This is a genomic window from Kribbella sp. NBC_01510 (assembly GCF_045040325.1).
In the GTDB taxonomy this organism is placed as follows: Bacteria; Actinomycetota; Actinomycetes; order Propionibacteriales; family Kribbellaceae; genus Kribbella.
In genome coordinates this window covers 1,688,694-1,707,847 of record NZ_CP109418.1, presented here as the reverse complement: position 1 = coordinate 1,707,847, position 19,154 = coordinate 1,688,694, and the positions used below count along the sequence as shown (strand labels likewise).

The following is a 19,154-nucleotide window of genomic DNA, read 5'->3' as shown; positions in this document are numbered from 1 at the left end:
CCATCGAAGCACACACCCGCCCGGACCGCATACACAGGACTTCCCTACCCCCTAGGCCGCAGCTTGACAAGGATCGGCTGGGGCCAAAATGCGCCGGCCCGGTGGGCCTCGCGGTGATCTGATCGATGCGCTCGGCACCCACACTTTCTGACGGTCTCGTGGTCGCTGCCCGTGGCGAGAATGTCCCTCAAGGTCAATGGTCGTTAGGTAATTGTGATTCGTGACTGGCGAGCGTAGTTTTTCTGGCACGGATCCAGGTGCCGCGGATCCATCGCTGGGCCAGCGGACGGGGGGAGTTGTAGCGGCGGCGTGGAGCCATTCGTGGAGCGAACTGCCCGATACGGATGAAAAATACGGGCACCGGAGATAGGTTCCTTGCAAGGCATCACGCCTGAAGACGGCAGATGTGACGGTGACCTTCCTCCTCGTAATGAGAAGGTTGTCGGTCCGACGTCGACAGGTGGCCCAACCGGCAGCGCGTGGCGCGGAGGCAGCACCCGACCCGCCGACAACGTACGGATCTGCCGAATTCAGGAAGTTCCGCGGCGGACCCGATCGTCGTCATCCTGCGGTAGAAGGGTGCGCGGTTCCGCTACCGTCAGGCTATGGTCATGCTTGCTCGAAGAGTCGTCAGGTACCAACGTCGGTTGCTCGCCGGTGTTCGAGGCTTGTGGTGGTCGTGATGGTCGAAGGCTCAGGACGTCCTCGAAATGATTCGGTGAATGAGGGTACAGACCGGGACGATGACCTTGTGGTCCCCGGTTTGACGGTTCAGCGTGAAGCCCCCCTCGAGTCGCTGCAGGCTCAATTGATCGGAACTCTCGAGATCGACACTTCAACAAACTGCCTGGTAGTCCGCATTGCAGTCGGCACCGGCGACAGGCTCGTCGACGTCGACGTTGCTTGGCCCCCAGGCTGGAGTGTCGCAATCCGTGACGGCGAGATCGTCCTGATCGACGCCGCCGGGCAAACGGCCCGGAGGCTGGGCGACGAAGTGTGGGTCGGGGGAGGTTCCGTGGACGCCGACCAGGCCAATGTTGTTTCGTGTACAGGCCGCAAGCAGGTATTCGTAGCGTCTGGGTTCAGTGGTCCGTGAGTTCTCGCCGCCCGGCATCAGGACGCTTGGCGTGCGAGGCGAACCAACTGCCACGAGCCGCCGTCCTGGCGTCTGATCGCCGGCCTCTTGACCAACAAAGTGCGGTCGTGTCGCGGACAGTTAAGGCGCGTGGAAATGCCGAGGACTGTGGGCCATCGACAACGAGCGCATGTCATTTTGCGTACGGAGCGCGGACGAGGCCAGTGTCTGTCGCGTTGCGCGACGAGCTACTTGCTCGAGTCGGGCACGCGCCGAGCCATCTCGTCGACCACCTGATCGACCCGCTCGACAATGATCCGTTGTTGCTGATCCGGCGCGAGATCGATGAACCGGGTCCATGGCAGCACAGTCTCGACGTACTGCATGCTGCCGTCGTCGGTTTGTCCGGGCGCTCTGATCAGTCGGCTCCGCTCGTTGTGGAGCACGAGGACAATAAAGAGCCGTTGGCCGCCGGTCGCCGCGCGCCATTTCAGAGCCGAGTCGAGGAGCTCGGCCTCGGCCGCCGTGGCCTCAGCGAGCTCTGTTACACGCTCTTCCTCGCGCAGGCTGAAGTAGCGCTTCCATTCCTTGTCGTACTCGCTGCCCGCGTGGAGCTTCAGCCAGTGCTGGTCAGTAGTCACTGGCACCTGCAGCTGAAGTACCGTCCGGGAGGACATTGGCCATAGCGCCGATAGTACGGGCGGATCTCCGGTCGGAAACGTCCGGATCTGCCGCGTTCCGCGCACTGTCGTGCCGATGAGCGGATGTGTGGTCTACACCGGCGTGAAGGCGTCGGGGTCCTCGTCGAGTCGGGTGCGGAACGCATCGACGAGCGTTTGATCTCCGGGTATCGCCCGTCCATACTCGTCATCGGCTCGCACCTCCAGGTCCTCCGCTCGGTCGTCGTCGTCCAGCGCGCCTGCGTTCATTTCCTGTTGCACCATTGCCACGACATCCGCGGCTGAGTCGAGCCGCAGCCAGTGGTAGCCCGACTGAGCCGCTTCCAGTTGCTCCGGCGTCATGCGCTCCACAGCGTCCAAGAGCCCACCGCTCATGGCCAGATTGTGCAGGCGAAGAGCAGACGTCAGCGCAAGGTCGCCCAGGCTCGGGTCGAGGCCTCCGCCGTTGATAGCGGCGCGGTTCCAGATCTCGTCGGCGGCATCCATGAAGCGAATCTTTGCAGCAGGGCTCTCTGCTCGACGCCACGACCGCGGCGGCCACGGAACGCACTCACATGCCGCGATCCGCGCGACTGCCCATGACCGGACGAGTCGTGCGGACACCTGGATAATCGCCCCATGGCGAAGTGGCTCTGTCCGTGCGGCAACCAGATCAGGTCCAGCGGCGCGATCCCAAACCCGCAGGAGTGGCACCTTCTTTCTGACGCCGGTCTAAGCGAACTCTTCGACGATCACGTTCAGGACGTCAGCCCCGAAGACGTCGAAAGGCGAAGCCGATACGCGTACAGATGCGATCAGTGCGGACGACTTCACGTCTTCTGGGACGGCCTTGGCGAGTGGCCGCCGACCATCTACTCACCGGAGAGCACCTGAACCGACTCCCTGGGCCAACCACCGCGGATGCCGCGCTTCGCACGTCCGGATCTGCCGCGAGGAGTGAAACGCGACCGTGTCGATGTCAGATCACTTGAGTTGGCCGACCGGTCAGCACGATCGGATCACCCGGAGTAAGTCGGCTCCGGTAGCGACCAATGCCACGGCCTCATTGAGGCCTTCTGGCAAGTGAATGCGCTGAGCTTCGTCGGTGAGGCACGTCGGACAGCCGACGGGCATGATCACCCAGCGAGCCGCCCGCGCTCCTTCAACGAGGAGCTCCCATGGCTTCTGTCCGGTGATGTGGTTGGCCATCATGCCGTCGCCGTCGAGGTAGACGACTGCCGAGCCGTCGCCATACTCCACGAGCAGGTAGGAATGCTCGGGCTCCTCGCGCACGACGAAAGGATCGAGCACCTGCCGCATTAGTTCACCGCCGCCGGGCACGGCGTCACCGTGTGCGAGCCGCTGGAAGAAGACATCGAAGGACACAGGCACACAGTGCCACGGTGGATGTCAAGAGCGCACGGATCTGCTGCACGCAGGGCGGCGCAGCGTGGCCGCTCATGCCGCCTGAGGTTAGTAGCCTTGCCTTCATGTCGACCAAGTCGGAGCGACGGGCCGCGCGCGAGGTGGTTGCGGCGTATCACGAGGCGCGTTTGGGTGAGCTTGTCGGGCGTGTAGGGGAAGCGCTGGATCGCTTTCGCGCCGGCGATCTGGACGCGTTCGCCACCGATCAGGTCATCTTCCAGTACAGCCGTGCCGCGAACGAACTGTGGAAGTTCTGCAACCTCTCCGACGTCGTGTTCACCGCGCAGGTAGTTGCCGAGCGGGCACCGACGGACTGGTGGGAACGTGGAGCGCCGCAGCGAAGATAAGTCGGTGACGCAGATAGCGATGAGGTCGGCTCGACCTGCGGCGATCAGCCCGGTCATGCCGATGTGCGTGCGTCTTGACCGGGCACGCCGCGCTACCGAACAGGGACCCGAACCGATCGAGCAGCTCACCGTCTCGAGCCCTCGACCCGTTGGGCGGTGGCATTTTCAGCGGTGCCAGCGGTGCCACACGAGCCGAAGCCATCGACGTTGCTTCGTAGCCACCGGCTCGGCCGTACCACCACTGGGGCAGATCCGCTCCGCGGATGGCAGCTTGATGCCGGCATGGAATGCGACCATCCGCTGTCGGTCGTCGTCGAGGCCGCTGGAGGGCAGCCGGTCCGCGATGCGAGCCCGCTGCTCGTCAGGAAGCCGGCCCCAGGTAGTTGCTGCGCTCACCTCGAGCCAGTTTCTGAGGCCAGCACGTCCGAGGGACGCCAGGTGCGGGTCTGGGTCGGCCGCGGCACGCAGGTCAGCTTCCGCGCGATGCCAGCCACCAGCTTCGCGCGAGAGTCGCCATGCGGCACGCCTGCTCGTGGGCTGGGTCGATGCCCAGGCCACCGCGGCTGTAGATGCCGGAACACCCAGCCTGGCAAGCCCGCGGGCGGCGGCCGTACTGACGCGGGCGCCCGGGTCGAGAAGGACCGGCGTGAGCAGCTGAACGACCTCGTCCGGCCGTCCGCGACCGAGAACGGCGTTCACAGCCGCTGCCCGGACGCGGACGCTGGCGTGGTCGAGGTGCGCTACGCAGGTCGGCAGGTCCGTCTCGTCGCCGACGACGGCGAGACCGTCCATGCACGCCGCGCGTACCCGAGCTGCGACTCCAGCGTCCGTGAGCTCTTGGCGGTAGTAGGAGGCGACGTTGAATCCTCGTCGGTGGGCACGCCACCGCGCCTGTTCGCGCACTCGAGGCGCCCGATCGGTCAGCAGCCGGCCGAGAGCGGTGTCGCTGAGGTCGGCGTCAGGCACGCGCGTCAGCGCCACGAGTCGCGCCTCGACGGAGTTCGCGTCTAGAAGAGCGGCCAACTGGTTTGCGTCTGGGGTAGCCATCAGCCAGTCGGCGCACGTCCCGCGTAGCCACTGGTCGGGGTCGTTTCGAGCAGCAGCGACCAAGTCCTCCGAAGTGAGCAGTTCTCGGGTGTGGCCGAACGTAAACGCCCAGCGGCGCACGTGTCGCCGGTCGCTGGCTGCCAGCCTCGACACCAATTCGCTGGCAGGCGTGGCCTGAAGGAGGGCATCTTGTACGTCGGCAAGGGCCTGGGCGGCGTGCTGCCGGTTGCGGCCAGCCAGGAGCACGTCCAGGACCAGCTCGGCTGTGTCCGGAGCCAGGCGCGGGCGGAGGCCCTCCCATGCCTGCATGCGCACCTGTGACACATGGTCCAGCAGGCGCACGCTCAGGGCCGACGTGGCCACCTGAGAGCTCGCTGCTGCCAGGGCCTGCGTTGCGCGCTCCCGAAAGCGGCCATCGACGTGCATGCTCGTCACAGCGGCGACGAAGCCACTGGGCTCACCCACGGCCGTCCCCAGCCATCCCCGGACTCCGCTCACCGGCGTCCTGTCCGCGTACGTGAACCTCCGGGCCGCCTGGTCGAGGAGCAGCCAAGAGCGACCATCGAGACGCCCAAGCGTCTGCGAACCAACAAGCCAGTCCGCGGGTCCACCTTTGATCGCTGCCGCAGCCAACCGGGTGGCGAGCTCGCGAGCTTCCTTCGCCGTGATCACGCGGCCATCTTGTCCTGTTCGGACGCAGCAGTCGCATGGGTTTGCCCCGCGTCTAACTGGACAGGGACATCGAGCCGCCGATTCACACTCAGCTCAGGAATGTCCTGTCATGCTGCGATTCGCGCAATCATGCCGATGTCAGCGCGCGGCATGGTTGGCAGCGGCACTCCAGCACTCCTTGCCTGCCACGTTTTCCCGGGACTCAGAATGCTCGCTCGCTGCTCGACGGGCCGGTGAGAACTGTGGGCACGTACTCGAGGCGCCGCCGCTGCGGTCGATCGCCGGCATTGGTCACGGCGGCTCCGCCGCACGCGACAACAACCATGGTCGAGCCGGACTGTCGGGGCGGTCGATCGGACGCGGGATCGCGTGTTCGACGACTTGATGGGCAGATGGCAGAGCGTTCATCGGCGTTGGGGCCAGCGGCGGTTCAGCTCGTGTCATCAGGCTGAACTATTCGGGCGGATCGTGCGTGTTCATCTGTACAGGCCTCGGCTCGCACAGGCCCACGAGTGTAGGGCAGGTCAGGACATGTCATCGCAGCCTACGGCAACCGGTTCATTCCGTTCGTTCGGTGTCAGCCACCGCACGCTAATCGCATGGCGACTACTTAGTGCGATCATGTTGCTGGTGATGGGCGGGATCCATCTCTACCTCGTGTTCTACGGAGTAGGCGGCTTGCTTGGCGCGCTGTTCCTGCTGAACGCGGTTGGCGCGCTCGTGCTGGCAATCGCGGTGACCGTGCTGCGTGGGCGGCTCCTGACGCTGGCAACGGCACTGAGCCTGCTATTCGTGGTGGGCACGCTGCTTGCGCTGGTGCTCGCGCTGACCGTTGGATTTTTTGGCATTCACGAGGTCTTAAGCTTCAAGCTGGTGCCCACCACACTGGTGGTGGAGTCCATCGGCACGATCGTATTGGCGGTAACCGCCGCGCTCGTGTTGCGGTCGCGACGAGCATCCTGACGGCGCACTTACCGGCAACATCACACCTTGTGCCTATGGCTCCGATCATCGGTAGCGCCGATCATCGTCGTCGTATCCATGGGCACAAGCAACGGAAACTGATCTGCCGCGATCCGCGCGCTCATGGTCGCGGGCGGACACCCAGAAGACGAGAGGTTACGGTCGCCTGGTGACCTACGAATTCAACCTTGTTGCAGAGAGTGGGGAACTGCGCTTTGTCGGGCGCGGCTTCGAGCGGGCCACGTTCCTTCTGTCCGAATTCCAACCTGCTACCCGGGTGAGCCTTGTCGGCACCCCGCCTGCGCGGATCCTGGCGCTGGGAAGCGCCACAGAGATCGCACCCGGGCTACTTGCCGACGTCGAGGCACTCGCAGGGACGCCGCTTCGATACGAGCTGTTGGACTAAGCCGCCGCGTCCGCTCACGCCGCGATCCGCGCGCTGTCATGCCGAGATCAGGAAGTTCCGCAGGGACCCGATCGTCCTCATCCTGCCGTAGAAGCCGGTTCAGTTCGCCGCCCGTCCGACCCGACCCGTGCTGTGGTTCAGCAACTCCAGGTCGACCATGACCATCGCGACCCTGTCAGAGGCATCGCGCCCGATTCGGATCGGATAGAACCCATCGCCCATGCCGCAACTGATGAAGACAGCCGCTGTGCCACCCGAGGCGTCGGCAATGGCCGCGAACCCGGCATCGCTGGCTTCGCGTATGGCGGCGTCGCCCCGGTCTTCATCGCCACTAAGCAGTGCGAGCGACTCTCGCTTGGAAGCGTCGTAGAAGCAGGCCGTGCCGGCGTCGACACCGACTCCAAGGACCTTGCCGTCTGATCCCTCGTCGACCCAATTCCACCTGGCGACTGGGTTGTCGCTGATCTTGACTGTGGCCGCCGTCACGAGACGGCGGGGGAGGTCAGTCCGCCCGTTGGAGGGCAATGCAACGACGGACAGCAACACGGGGTAGGTACCCGGAGGCACCTGCGCCACCACAGGCCAAGCTTCGTCGAAACTGCCAAAGTAGGCGGGATCACCAGCGACGACCCGCCCTGTGGCAAGGTTCAGATGACAAACCTCGACAACCTCCAGCGTGGACACGTCGCCCTCGCGCCATCGATGCTGCGCGCCCTGTTCCAAAAGGGCCTCGGCAGCCAGCCAGTCATCAAAACCCATTCATCCAACCTCTCCTGAGACGCCACAAGCTACCAGGACGAGTGCCGGTCCGCGCGATGCATGGAATGCACTCATCTGCCGCCGAGAGTGCGCGGTCATGCCGGTGAGCGGCGTTGGCGACGGCACGGGAAACTCCCACTCGTGCCAGGGCTACTTACGGAGCATTGTCCAGAGTGTCGGGCCGTCTTCTGGGAGTGAGATCTCCTGGATCACGGCGAAGCCAAATCGCTGGTAGAGCGGCACGTTCCTCAGATTGCTGCTCTCCGTATAGGCCGGCCCGCCAATGCTTGCCAGGCGGCGCTCCAGCAACGCCGACCCGACGCCTCTTCCCGGCGTCGAGGCGCCGAGCTGCGCGAGATACCAGAACTGTCCGGCCGGCCTCGCCCGCGTGAAGGCGCGCTCCAGTACAACGCCGCGGCGGAAACCCGAGCCCATCCCAAGAAGCAACCTCGACAACCCCATCAGCCCTTGTCGAAGTGACAAGCTGTGGCCCGGTGGATCCCACAAGGCAGCCCCCACCGGTTGACCGTCGTCCAATGCGATGTCGGCGCAACCGGGAGCGGCATGCAGGTGAGCGGCATGAGCTCGAAACATCTGAACGTCGCCGCCTGCCTTCGGCATGAGCCAGCGGACCACGGGATCGGCGACGAACGCAGTGGCCAAGACCCTGCTGATTGCAGTCTGGTCCTGCGCCGTGGCTCTGCGGACCTCCAGCATGGCCAGGAGTCTATGGGGCGCAGCCTCGCCAAACGAGAGCAGACTCGGACATCCGCATCTGCCGCGATCCGCGCGTTCGATGAGCGGCGTGCGCGCAAGGGAATGATCGGGCGTGCTGGCTGGCGTTGCAGTTACGTCTGCATGGCGACGTGGTGGAAGGCCTTATTGGCTCGGCACTCGCTTGACCCGAACCTGGCCGGGCATCGACCGAGCGGTCCGAGCGGCCGGCCCAGGCACGGAGAACTCGGAGTTGAGATATAACGGGCATGCCTTGTCGTTTCGTCTTCGGTGAGCGTTGGTGATCCGGCACTGGCTACGATCGCAGAATGACCGAGACCATCACTCCTCGGCAGCTTGCGGCCGAACTGAGCGTCAGCGACCGGATCATTCGCCAGTGGCTTCGCGACCAAGGATGGCAGAGCGTCCCCTACGCTCGCTGGGAACTTACGCCCGATCAGGCTGACCAGGTCCGAGCCCGCTTCCGCCGCTGATGTGTCCACCGGCGGCCTGAGGCTGCTGCACGGACCGCGTTTGAGACGCACGCTCATGCCGCCCGAGCTCACTCACATGCCGATGAGCGGACACGCCGGGGGTGCTAGCTCGCGAAGACTTCTGAGGCGAATTCCGCGTCGGCCTTAGGGTCGACGGCCAAGTGCCAGTGCGCCGTGATCTTCCCGTCCCGCAGGTGGTGGACGTCGACATACTGGCCGGTGTGGCTGCGGTCCCCGAACGTGAGCGTGCTCTCGTGGAGGATCACGGCGTGCTCGTCATTGGCCAAAATGTCGTGGATAGCGACGCTCATCTGCATGCCCGCGTTCTGGAAGACCTGGCCCAGGAAGGCCATGACCTGGTCGCGTCCGCGGTATACGCCCTCCATGCCCGAGGTGGACTCGTACCAGGTGATGTCGTCGTCCAGCAGCGCCGCGAATGCGGCCATGTCTGCCTTGTCCATGGCCTCGTAGGCCGACCGGATGACAGCGGCATTCGGGTGCTCGCTCATAGCCTCTCTCCTCAGTTCAAACCGTGTCGTGGTGTGGTGCTCGCCTTTGCCCCGGCCACGACCTGGCTTGGCAGTGGGCCACGGACCAATGCGGCTGGATCCATGCAATCGACCCTGCCGACGACCACAGGCGAAGACATCACTTGATCAAGTGATGTGCCGTGCCGCCGAATCGACAGGGCCGCAGTCCGCCGCGTAGTCGCCTGTGGCGCACGACGGACCGCCCGCTCATGTCGACAGCGATCCGCTCACATGTGGGCCGGTGCACCGCCCAGCTCGTCACTGCGACTGTTGAGCCGGCGGTGGCTGGCGCGGTCGCCTCCGGTCCCTCGTGCGCACAGACGCGGTAGTGGTCGGGGTTGACGCCGGCGGCGGTGCAGACCGCCCCCTGATCGTGGGTCGGAGTGGGCCGGCGGACGGGGGAGTTGTAGCGGCGGCGTGGAGCCATTCGTGGAGCGAACTGTCCGATACGGAGGAATAATACGGACACCGGAGAGAGGTTCCTTGCACGAATCACGCCTGAAGACGGTAGATGTGACGTGACCTTCCTCCTCGCAATGAGCAGGTCGTCGGTTCGACTCCGACAGGCGGTCCGCTGTGATGTTCAGGACATCCCGTACAGGTGAACCCACGTTTGGTGGGTTCACCTGTTTCCCTTCTTGACTTGGGTCGCGTTCGGGCAGGCGCGAGCCGGGCAGTGCGCTGACCTGCAGTGTTGCAATCACCCCTTGAGCCCGCCCGCGAACTTGCGCACTAATCGGGGCGCAATTCTCCTGATCAAGGCCGATCACCGCCACCGTCGACAGTTGCTCCGGGCAACCATCGGTGCAGCCGGGTCGCCCTGAACCGGGTGTCAGGCGAGCCGCTCGATGTAGGAGGTGCGACTGGCGAGGCCACGAAGGCTCTGTTCAGCGTCTATCCGCGCAGCCTTTAAGGCGTTTGCGGTACCAAAGGACGTCCGTTCCGGATGGGAAGTCCTCGACGCAACCCACTAGTTCGTAGCCGTTCCGCTCATAGAGAGCCCGGGCCTGAAAGGCGTAGGTGAAGTGGACGGTCTGCGAGCACCCGCGGGCTGCCGCTTCGGCTTCGGCGGCGGCGAGGAGCCGCGTCGCGAGGCCGCGCCCACGGAGACTCGGCTCCACCCACAGGCTCTGCAGTTCGCAGCAGTTGCCCCAGGTCCACCCGCTGATGCCGGCGACGACCGTGCCGGCGTCGCGGACGAAGATCGCCAGGTCGGCTTCGCCGCCGAGTCCCATGGCGGCGGACGCCTCATGACGGATCTGCGTTTCGAGGACGTCGATGTCGAGCGGATCCGGATGATCCTCGATGTGGAACTCGACAGCGGTCGGCTCGTCAGACACCGGCGATCTGCTCGATCAGCGAGATGTCGTCGAAGTAGGTCCGGAAGGACCGGATCTTCCCTTCGCGGAAGTCGGCCACGGTGACGCCGGGCAACTGGACGTGCCGTCCTGTTGCTTCCAGCACGGTGTCCCCGAGCACGAGTGGCCCGGTGTGGTCGGATTCGACGAGCCATTCGGCGAATGCCTTGTTGCCTACTTCGTCGAGTCCCCGGAACGTGATCACGACGTTGGAGAACGCTTCTTCACGGAGGGCGGACAGGTCAGCGAGTGCTGCCAGCCCGAACACGGTGGCGTATGGTGACCAGCCGACGACGTCATCGGTGAACAGGGTCTTCAGATCTGCCGATGCGCCGCCGACCTCGGCCTTGAGCGCGTTCGCCAGCACCTCTTTGCGAGATCCACTCATTTCAGCCCCCTGTTCCTGCCGGGAATCGATCGATTCGGCATCTTCTGGCAATCGGGCACGCGTTCATGTCCCGAGTATCTTCGCCTTGGCAGCGGTGAACTCTTCGTCTGAGAGCGCGCCCGAGGTGTGCAGCTGTGCGAGGTGTTCGATCTCGTCGGCCGGGTCCGCCGGAGGGGGCGCATATTGCGCCTGGTCATCGGCCGGTGCCTGGTCGTCGGCGGGTGCCTGGTCGTCGGCCTGCTGCTCGTCGGCCTTCTTGGTCTCGTGGTGAGCGATCGCCGCTCCGGCAATGAGCGCGCGCCGCCTTGTCCGTCGCCTGAAACCCATGGGAGAACTCCTTCCCGTTCGTCCGGCCGACCTGCGTCGGTCCGGACAGTGCGCGTCCATCGCCGCATCACCAGTCGACACGAGCTATCCGCACCAGCCACGTTGCCGCACCGGGCCGTTGTGCACACTACCCAGATGGGGTGATTCCCGTGATCGTGATAGCAGCCCGGCGGGCCGCGGCGCTCGCGATTTCTGTCACGAGCGCACTCGGTTGTGCGCCTCGCGAGCAGACTCTGAGGTCCGCTGTGCACTTGGGCAATCGCCGCTATCGGTCGTTCGTCGGGTGTGAACGTCGTTCAGGTCCCGCCGACAGTCGTGGTGGCCAAGGTCCTTGGGCGAAGAGTTGGCGAGGACGGCGACCAGATTCTCGCCGAGTGTCTGGCTGATGTCTGCAGGCGACAGCGGATGGTAGCGAAGGTCGTGACGCCGCTGAGGCGGCGAGCATCTCCTCGGGGAACAGCCGATGACAGTTCCGGCGCACCGCCGGTTCGGCCTCTTGCCGACCCGGGTCGAAACGAAACGCCGCTGTCCCGTCCAACAATCCCGGCTGCCCGGCCGCCACATCCACCGTCATCGACCGCTGCCGGTCTGGAGCCGGATCTACGCGTAGTTCCTGGCCGATCCACGCCCTCTAGGCGGGCATTGGCGCCCGCGAGAACACCAATCACCGGCGGAGCTACGATGCTGGCGTGCGGACGCCGATCAGGAACCCGCCGGACCCGATGTATGCGGAGTTCGAGGTACACCGGACGATGATCTGTGACCGCGTCCGCACCGGGGCCTTCCGGCGTGCGATCGAGTCGGTGGTGCGCCCCGGCGACATCGTTCTCGATGTCGGAGCGGGAAGCGGCATCTTGAGCGTGTTCGCGGCGCGGGCGGGTGCCGCGCGCGTCTACGCGGTGGAGCGGACGTCGGCCGCCGTGCTGGCGCAGGAGCTTGCCGCCGCGAACGGGGTCGCGGAGATCGTCCAGGTGATCCACGGCGACCTCATGGACCTCGAGCCGCCAGAACGTGTCGATGTGATCGTCTCGGAGTGGCTCGGTGGGTTCGGGATCGACGAAGGGATGCTCGTTCCGGTCATCGTCGCCCGTGACCGCTGGCTCAAGCCGGGTGGGGTCATGATCCCCCGTTTGGTCACGGCGTGGGCCGCGCTGGTGCACGACCGCTACCTCGCGGAGATGGTGGAGTTCCTGCGGGACAACCCGTACGGCCTCAGGTTCGACGACCTGATCGAAAAGACCGTCAACGAGATCTTCTATTCCGGCACCTTCCGTCACCTCGCGGCGCACGACAGGCGCTCCGAGGCGAGCCAACTGTGGGCGACGGACGCCGGCCTGATCCCGCTTCAGCAGGCGCAGGCGCCTCACCAAGCCGAGGCGGTGCTGCCCGTCCTTGACCACGGAACGGCCAACGCGCTCGCGCTGTGGTTCAGCGCCGAACTCGCGCCCGGCATCTCGCTGTCGGTGGGACCCGGCGATCCGCCGACGCACTGGGGGATGACGACGGCCCCGCTACGCTCGCCCGTGGAGCTCACGCCCGGTATGTTCGTCCGCGCCAGAGTGAGGACCGCCCCAGCCCGGTCGGCCGGGACATGGACCAGCTGGGCTGTCGCGCTGCCAGGCGCCGACTGGGAGGAGCACGACGAGCAGGCGGTCTGGCAGGAGATTGACGACTGAGCAATCTCAGCAACCGCCGGGGGCTCCCCGGCGGCGCAAGCGTGTCGCCGGAGCGCTCTCATGGCTGCCCTTCCCCCGGGTTTGGGCACCAGCACGGAGTTGTCCGCCCGGTAGGGTAGTTCGTCCCTGTCAGGAGCCCGTGGATCTGGCCTGCTCTTCTTTGCTCGGGGGGAGGCAAGAGTTCAAAGCTGACGACCACCGGTCAATGCTCGTCGTCGAGGAGTACTGCTAGGTGGCGGTGAGTGTGCCGTCGACCGATCCTCCAAACCGGCTACCTGCTAACGGATTTGCTAACAGGACCTGTGGACGGCCGTAGACGGATCCCCCCGATCCGAGCCCCTGCACGCTCAGCACCGGACACGGCAGATGGCTCCGTGGACTCATGTCGACGGCCGATCAGCACCTTTGAATCTCTCGGAGTCGACCGGGCCGCGTGCGATTAGCGAGCGATTACGAGGGGTCAGCCGGGGTCACCCGATGGACACCGGCCCGCGCTCGGGGCTAGGCGGTGAGCGGGCCGTCGACCGATCTTTCAAGCGGGCTACGTCCGGGGGAGTGCTGCCCCCGAGGTGCCCCCGGACGGCCCGGAACAGCCGTCAACGAACTGTGACCAGCGAGCATCTTCGACACTCGGGATCGCGGGTCGCTCGGCTGTCTGCGCCTGTGGTGACGGACTCGTCATTAGAAGGTCGTCGGTTCGATTCCGACAGGCGCCTCCACCCCTGGTCAGAGGCAACTTCGAGTCTCGGCGTTTCGTCGTTCCTAGTTGCGGTCGCGGCGATGCCCTTGTCCTACAGTCTCGGTCGGAGGTCGTTGTCTCGAACCAACATCCTGACCCGGCACCATCGCGGAGCCGCTGCTGCGCGGGACCGGGTTGGGAACCCTGCCGGTACTGCGCCGGCGGCGCAGTACCGGCAGGGGGTCAGGAGATGCGATAGAGGGAGCCGCCGGCGGAGATTCCGACGGATGTGCGGACTCCGCCTACGGAGAGGTCGACGATGGTGGCTGTGCCGGATGTACGAACCGCGTAGGTGACGCCTTGGGTCGCTCCCACGGGGACGATGAAGGAGAGAATCGAGGCGGAGTAGCCGGACCGGGCGAACATCAAGGTGGGGGCCGAGTTGCGGGTGGTGATGTTCGGGTAGTGCCAGCCCTGGATGGGGCTGGTCTGGCCCTGCTTGATCAGGATGGCGCCGGCCGGGAGGGCTTGCTTGTAGGGCACTTGGAACAAGATCGTCCGCATCGCGTCGCCGGTCTTCATCGCCAGCGCGGTGGTGCGGGAGTAGACCGTGGCCTTCTGGTCCGACGGCAGGTGCCACAGCGTCTGGAACTGCTGGGCTGTCGTCGAGCTCGCTCGGTCCAGCGACATGATCAGGTCTGGGTTCTTCAGCACGAGCACGGCCCGGGTGCGGTTGATCCCGACGCCCGGAACGTCTGTGAACTCGTAGAACTCCGACGTCGTAGAAACCAGGGAGCGTGTCAGCTTCGTTGCCGGGTATTTCTCCGCCGACAGTGGTGTCGTCATTGTGCTGGCCGAGAACTGACCTTTGGCCCACGTGCGCCAGACGTCGTTCTGGTAGCCGGCGTGGCCACCGGTGATGAGGATGTCGCGGCCGCGGGCGGTGTACGTGATTCCGGTGTGGTCGCTGTGGCCGTGCAGAGCGCGTGAGGGCCCGAAGCGGATGCTGTACGTCGACTCCTGCGAGAATGGGCGCGTCTCTCCCCAGCCGCTCCGCCCGAAGATGTAACCCGCGGAGTACACGCCGACGCGCTGCGGCGGGACCACTCCCTTGGTGCCAAGGGATCCCGCGTACTCCGTGGGGGTGTCGGCGAACTGGTTGGTGCTGACCACTTCGGAGTCGCCGATCTGGGGCAGCTTGCCCTGCGAGTTCGTGGCGAGCGCGAGCCAGTTCGCCAACAACGCGCGCCGCGAGCTGATCGTCGTACCCGGGTCGGTTCCGCATTCCTGCAGAGCCGTGACCGCTCGGCCCCAGAGCGAGTAGTTGAACTGGGCATACGCGGTCGACTGCTCGTTGGTCGATCCCTCTGCGTCGATTGAGGTTGTGATGCCGGCGGCGAGGCGGTCCTGGGCGGTCTGCTTGTAGTCCGCGCGATCCAGCGTGCAGCCGACGCCGAACAGCGCGATGCTCTCGTCGGTGCCGTGGTTCCAGGCGCCGCTCCAGTTCGCGATCAGGAACGATGCGTGGTCCGTCAGTGTCTGGTCGAGCCAGGCGTACGCCGGTGGCAGTGTGGTTTGCCCGAGCCCGGACAGGACTGCCTGTCGGAGGCAGAGCAGCACGTTGGTCCGGTGCATCGTGGACTCGTAGGCCCCGATGTCGCTCTTCCACGAGTACGGGTTGTCCGTGACCCAGTCCTTCGCGATCGTGGTGACACGATCCATCGCGACGGTGTCACCCGTGCCGGCGGCGGTGATGCCCTGGCCGAGCCAGCGCAGCGAGTGCAGCCACATGTACCAGCTGGGGTTGTTGTACGGGTTGAGCCGCCAGTTGATGTTGCCGTTGCCGTCGCCCACCTTGTACGGCGCGAAGGTGCTCCAGGCGTAGGTGTCCTTGAGGAGGTTCGCGACCGGGTTCGGGTCGTCGATGGAACTGTAGCCGGGGCAGGTGTACTTGCCGGCTGTCAGCGACGTGGTGGTGGACGTCTTGATATCGGTGGCAGGTGGAGCGGTCGGCGGGATCACGTTGCTTCGACCCGCCTCGAACTGGGCAAACTTCGGCTCCGGCAGATCCGGCGTGACGGCAATCCCGGCCGACGGAGCGGCGGACGACCCACCGGTGATGGTGAGGGTCGCCACAACAGCGGCGGCCGAGGCCGCAGCGATCCAGCCGACCAACTTTGCAGACATGACAGCTTCCCCACCCTGTAAGACACTGATGCCGCTCTCAGCGGCCTGACCACCCCGTGGCGCCCCGCAGCTCGGCGACCGCTCGCCGCAGTACCGATGCCGGTGCTGATGCGAAGCTTCATGGTTCTGTGCGGAGTTCGCAATGTCAAAAGCTGCAACCACCTCCCCGCAGTACTTCGCCTGTCAGGTCGCAGCTCCCGAAGCACCGTCCGGCTCTCGTCAGGCGCGACTCGTACCTAGACCGTCGATCTGCACCAGCTTGCCGCTCGACGTCACCTTCACCACCACAGTGCCGCTGCGGTAACCGAAGGCCGGCAGCGCGATGACGGCCCGGTACTGGAGCTTCGCGTTGTAGAGGCTGACGGTTCCGACGGCGACGTTGTTGACGTACACCCGCACCGAACCACAGGTCGGACACTTCGTGGCCACACCGGAGCCGGTGTCCGATCCGGTCCAGGAGACCGGAATCGTGGACGCGAGCGTGAACGGTTGCGCCGGCCCACGCAGTACGGCGGCAGGCCCGCTCTGATCGACGAGCCATGGCTTCGTGACCGACGCCGTTCGTCCGTTGGGGTGGGTGACGCTGACCGTCAGCGTGTGCGCGCCGGCCTTCTGGGCGGGAGCCTGCCAGGTCCCGGGCGCGCAGGGTGTCGCCGGGCCGCTGTCCACCCGGCAGCTCAACGCAAGCCCGCCGATCGCGTCGTCGGCGTCCGCGACGGTGATGGTCGACCCACCCCAGGAAGCACCGTGGCCGAAAGTCGGTCAAGATTAGCTGCCTCGTGGGGGAAGCGCCAGTGCGGTCAATTTCCGTTGACCGGCCTCTGCGCAAGGTGCGCGTTGCGCAGAGTTGGTCTGATACAGAATGGTTGCTCGCGTCAAGGGACCGCGAGCGTCGCGGCAATGATCCCGTGGTCGATCGGTCTCGGAGTTGGGGTCGACATGCGTGGCATCACTCGTGCACAAAGTCTTGGATAGCCGATGCGACGACGAAGATCCTCCTCGTCATGAGAACGTCGACCTTCGCGTTGCTTGGGCTTGCCGCCGATCCCAGCAAGTGGCATCCGCCAGCAGATGCGGCGACAGATGTCCGTCAGGCGTTCCGATCACCGTCGAAATGCGGCCGCCAGCTGGCTGATCACACCACAGGCCGGCTCTACGGAGCCAGGCCTCATCGCGGCTTGCTTGTGACCTATGCCTCTGTCGCCTCGCGACGGAGTGCGCACACGCTGACGGTAGAAGTTGCATCGTGGGGAGGTGATGGCGGTGCCTCCGATTGTGGGTGACATCGTCGTTGAACGGCGTCGGATCCCAGCTTCGGCAAAGGGAGAGACATGATGAGATCGCGCGACATCCACGCCACGACCGCGGGGATGCTGCTCATCGCAGCGACCGCCGCGAGTTTGGTGGCCACGGCCCTCTTGGGGTCGCTCCTCGACGGGCCCGGCTTCCTGGCGGGCGTGTCCCAGCACCAGGATCGAATGCTCACTGCGGGACTCTTCCAGCTGGTGGCAGCCTTCACCAGCGCAGCCATCGCCATCTCGTTCTACCCCGTGCTGCGGACATACGCAGCCGGCATGGCGCTGGGATCCGTCGGCTTCCGGCTCATCGAGGGGGTGTTCTATGCCCTCTCGGCTGTCGGCACGCTGGTCCTGGTGGCGTTGTCGGACCAACTGTCGGCGAGCGGAGTGATCGGCGCGACTACGCAAGTATCGGGCGAGCTGGTACGCGACCTGCGCGAGGCTGCCGCAGTGGCAGGGGTGTTGGCATTCTACACCGGCGGAACCCTGTACTACCTGGTCTTCTTCCGGTCACGACTGATCCCGCGTTGGCTGTCGATCTGGGGCCTTGCGGGTACGACGTTCGGAGCCATCGGTGCCCTGCTCGTCCTGTTCCGAGCGATCGACACCATGTCGGGTCCGCAAGTTGCGCTAAACGTCCCGATCGGTGTGCAGGAGATCGTGCTGGCAGTCTGGCTTATCTGGAAGGGATTCAGCACGACCGTCCCGGCACCGGTTGCTGATCCGGGTACGCCCCTGACCCACGCTCGGGCTTGACGAAGTACGACGCCGCTTCTGACGGATGCGCGGACAAGTAGCCGCGATCCGCGCACTCATGCCGATGACAGTGCCCGCGCGTCGGCTGGCACATTCGACATGGCCGAGGCCGGCTGACTCTGTCCTGTCGGCGCGCTGGGGCAGGACGACCGCTCGTCGAGGCGCGCGGAGGCGTCGCACTGGACGTGCGGTGGCCGACAGGATAGGTCCCGCAGCGTTCGATGCCGACGGCATGCACCTGACACGTGCGGCTTACGAGGAGCTGGTGTCGGAGATCGCCGACGCGATCGAAGCGAGCACCCAGTGAGACCCCTCCCGGTGGCGTGATCGACGTGCAGCGCAGGTTCCCCCGGACGCCACCGAGGGACCGACCACGAACCACCCTGCCAAACCACGGAGTCGTGGGCTGGGAAACGTACGCATCTGCCGCATTCCGCGCGCTCATGCCGAATTCAGGAACCCCTGGAGACCTGCGCGAGCGAGCACGCTCGCCTCTTGACCGCGCCGACCTGAACCTAAACGGTGGCAGCTATCGCGGCGATGCGGAGGGACTGCCCGCGCCTTGACACGTAACCGTCAATTCTGGCTCACGCTAGTCCCGAGAATCAGCACCAGTACCAGTCGTCGGTCAGGTGTAGACACTCACCGAGTCCGAACCTTTCGTCGGCCACGATGAAAGTCTCCGCCGGCGACACGCTGTGCACATAACCGATGGATCCACCAAGGATGCTCTGGTTCTGTTCGAGGTAGACACTCCCAGCCGACGTCCCGGCTGCTTTCCCGGTGATCGACAGGTCGTGGGCCCACCACGGCAGGTTCTCACCGGAGTCGAACAGATCCTCGGCCACCAGCGGAGGCGGATGTGCCGCGATGTAATCGAACTGCGCCCGATGCAGCCGCAGGTAACTCGACGGCTCGAGCAGCGACCAGTTAGTGAACCACACCGCGACCAGGCCAAGAACCATACCGACCACGACCTTCGCGGACCGCCCTCGGACGAAATACACAGTCGTCACCACCGCAACCAGCCAGCAGCCGAGTTGGCCTACCTGGAACACGAGGGTGAACCCCCCGAACGGCGGCACCGGAACCACCTCACACAACACCACCAGCCCCCATAGCGGCACAACAGCCCCCACTGGCAGCCGACGTCTCCCCTCACTTGTCGCGGGGACGGGCATCGTCGTCATGCCCGGGGAGACTACCGCGAGCAGGGTTTGGTTCGTTTCCGGGAAGGAGCCAGAACCTGCTGCAGCTGCAGCTGCAGCTGCAGCCGAAGATTAAGGAGCTGTAGACGTCGACGACCCGGGAACGGACCAACGAGAGACTGATAAGGCCGGCATGCGCAAAATCCGTGTGACTTGCACTCACATGCCGCGATCCGCGCGGATATG

General features: G+C 65.4%; 20 protein-coding genes. 7 read left to right on the top strand and 13 right to left on the bottom strand.

Features of this window, described 5'->3' with window-relative positions:
- Window positions 1-1,323 precede the first annotated feature (1,323 nt).
- The 3 genes from OG558_RS08450 to OG558_RS08440 form a co-directional block, all read right to left on the bottom strand.
- A complete protein-coding gene (locus OG558_RS08450; protein ID WP_405069707.1) occupies window positions 1,324-1,716 on the bottom strand; it encodes a hypothetical protein in 393 nt (130 codons plus the stop codon).
- Window positions 1,717-1,848: 132 nt separating this feature from the next.
- Complete coding sequence (locus OG558_RS08445) at window positions 1,849-2,241, bottom strand: hypothetical protein (RefSeq protein WP_405069706.1); 393 nt, start codon at window positions 2,239-2,241, stop codon at window positions 1,849-1,851.
- Between the two features lie 498 nt (window positions 2,242-2,739).
- Window positions 2,740-3,120: a hypothetical protein gene (locus OG558_RS08440; RefSeq protein ID WP_405069705.1), complete on the bottom strand. Its 381-nt coding sequence runs from the start codon at window positions 3,118-3,120 to the stop codon at window positions 2,740-2,742.
- A 17-nt stretch (window positions 3,121-3,137) separates the two neighbouring features.
- On the opposite strand from OG558_RS08440, the gene OG558_RS08435 reads away from it, so the two are divergent.
- Window positions 3,138-3,506: a hypothetical protein gene (locus tag OG558_RS08435; RefSeq protein ID WP_405069704.1), complete on the top strand. Its 369-nt coding sequence runs from the start codon at window positions 3,138-3,140 to the stop codon at window positions 3,504-3,506.
- Window positions 3,507-3,671: 165 nt separating this feature from the next.
- On the opposite strand, the gene OG558_RS08430 is transcribed toward OG558_RS08435, so the two are convergent.
- Window positions 3,672-4,529 carry a HEAT repeat domain-containing protein gene (locus tag OG558_RS08430; protein ID WP_405069703.1) on the bottom strand — a complete coding sequence of 286 codons (858 nt, stop codon included), beginning with the start codon at window positions 4,527-4,529 and terminating at the stop codon, window positions 3,672-3,674.
- 213 nt (window positions 4,530-4,742) lie between these two features.
- Here OG558_RS08430 and OG558_RS08425 point away from each other — a divergent pair, with 213 nt between their 5' ends.
- From OG558_RS08425 to OG558_RS08415, 3 genes are all read left to right on the top strand, one after another.
- Window positions 4,743-4,874, top strand: a complete 132-nt coding sequence (locus OG558_RS08425) for a hypothetical protein (protein WP_405069702.1) — start codon at window positions 4,743-4,745, stop codon at window positions 4,872-4,874.
- Between the two features lie 972 nt (window positions 4,875-5,846).
- Window positions 5,847-6,188, top strand: a complete 342-nt coding sequence (locus OG558_RS08420; RefSeq protein ID WP_405069701.1) for a hypothetical protein — start codon at window positions 5,847-5,849, stop codon at window positions 6,186-6,188.
- A 169-nt stretch (window positions 6,189-6,357) separates the two neighbouring features.
- Window positions 6,358-6,594: a hypothetical protein gene (locus OG558_RS08415; protein ID WP_405069700.1), complete on the top strand. Its 237-nt coding sequence runs from the start codon at window positions 6,358-6,360 to the stop codon at window positions 6,592-6,594.
- A gap of 99 nt (window positions 6,595-6,693) precedes the next feature.
- Here OG558_RS08415 and OG558_RS08410 read toward each other — a convergent pair whose 3' ends face one another.
- Both OG558_RS08410 and OG558_RS08405 read right to left on the bottom strand, forming a co-directional pair.
- Complete coding sequence (locus OG558_RS08410; RefSeq protein ID WP_405069699.1) at window positions 6,694-7,353, bottom strand: DUF4241 domain-containing protein; 660 nt, start codon at window positions 7,351-7,353, stop codon at window positions 6,694-6,696.
- Window positions 7,354-7,503: 150 nt separating this feature from the next.
- Window positions 7,504-8,070: a hypothetical protein gene (locus OG558_RS08405; RefSeq protein ID WP_405069698.1), complete on the bottom strand. Its 567-nt coding sequence runs from the start codon at window positions 8,068-8,070 to the stop codon at window positions 7,504-7,506.
- A gap of 326 nt (window positions 8,071-8,396) precedes the next feature.
- Between OG558_RS08405 and OG558_RS08400 the strand changes: the two genes are divergently transcribed.
- Window positions 8,397-8,561, top strand: coding sequence for a hypothetical protein (locus OG558_RS08400; RefSeq protein WP_329482591.1), 165 nt, complete (start codon window positions 8,397-8,399; stop codon window positions 8,559-8,561).
- Window positions 8,562-8,665: 104 nt separating this feature from the next.
- Here OG558_RS08400 and OG558_RS08395 read toward each other — a convergent pair whose 3' ends face one another.
- From OG558_RS08395 to OG558_RS08380, 4 genes are all read right to left on the bottom strand, one after another.
- Window positions 8,666-9,070 (bottom strand): nuclear transport factor 2 family protein, encoded by a 405-nt coding sequence (locus OG558_RS08395; protein ID WP_405069697.1) that lies wholly within the window; start codon window positions 9,068-9,070, stop codon window positions 8,666-8,668.
- Window positions 9,071-9,978: 908 nt separating this feature from the next.
- Window positions 9,979-10,431, bottom strand: a complete 453-nt coding sequence (locus OG558_RS08390) for a GNAT family N-acetyltransferase (protein ID WP_405069696.1) — start codon at window positions 10,429-10,431, stop codon at window positions 9,979-9,981.
- Complete coding sequence (locus tag OG558_RS08385) at window positions 10,424-10,837, bottom strand: nuclear transport factor 2 family protein (RefSeq protein WP_329482588.1); 414 nt, start codon at window positions 10,835-10,837, stop codon at window positions 10,424-10,426. Before OG558_RS08385 ends, OG558_RS08390 begins: the two co-directional genes overlap by 8 nt.
- Before the next feature lie 63 nt (window positions 10,838-10,900).
- Window positions 10,901-11,164 (bottom strand): SHOCT domain-containing protein, encoded by a 264-nt coding sequence (locus OG558_RS08380; protein WP_405069695.1) that lies wholly within the window; start codon window positions 11,162-11,164, stop codon window positions 10,901-10,903.
- A gap of 689 nt (window positions 11,165-11,853) precedes the next feature.
- Between OG558_RS08380 and OG558_RS08375 the strand changes: the two genes are divergently transcribed.
- Window positions 11,854-12,840, top strand: a complete 987-nt coding sequence (locus tag OG558_RS08375; RefSeq protein WP_405069694.1) for a 50S ribosomal protein L11 methyltransferase — start codon at window positions 11,854-11,856, stop codon at window positions 12,838-12,840.
- A gap of 922 nt (window positions 12,841-13,762) precedes the next feature.
- On the opposite strand, the gene OG558_RS08370 is transcribed toward OG558_RS08375, so the two are convergent.
- Together OG558_RS08370 and OG558_RS08365 are read right to left on the bottom strand one after the other, a co-directional pair.
- Window positions 13,763-15,706, bottom strand: coding sequence for a heparinase II/III family protein (locus OG558_RS08370; protein ID WP_405069693.1), 1,944 nt, complete (start codon window positions 15,704-15,706; stop codon window positions 13,763-13,765).
- A 219-nt stretch (window positions 15,707-15,925) separates the two neighbouring features.
- Window positions 15,926-16,375, bottom strand: a complete 450-nt coding sequence (locus OG558_RS08365) for a hypothetical protein (protein ID WP_405069692.1) — start codon at window positions 16,373-16,375, stop codon at window positions 15,926-15,928.
- A gap of 662 nt (window positions 16,376-17,037) precedes the next feature.
- Here OG558_RS08365 and OG558_RS08360 point away from each other — a divergent pair.
- Window positions 17,038-17,760, top strand: a complete 723-nt coding sequence (locus OG558_RS08360) for a DUF4386 domain-containing protein (protein WP_405069691.1) — start codon at window positions 17,038-17,040, stop codon at window positions 17,758-17,760.
- A 605-nt stretch (window positions 17,761-18,365) separates the two neighbouring features.
- Here the strand turns inward: OG558_RS08360 and OG558_RS08355 are convergent.
- Window positions 18,366-18,845 (bottom strand): hypothetical protein, encoded by a 480-nt coding sequence (locus tag OG558_RS08355; protein WP_405069690.1) that lies wholly within the window; start codon window positions 18,843-18,845, stop codon window positions 18,366-18,368.
- Window positions 18,846-19,154 lie beyond the last annotated feature (309 nt).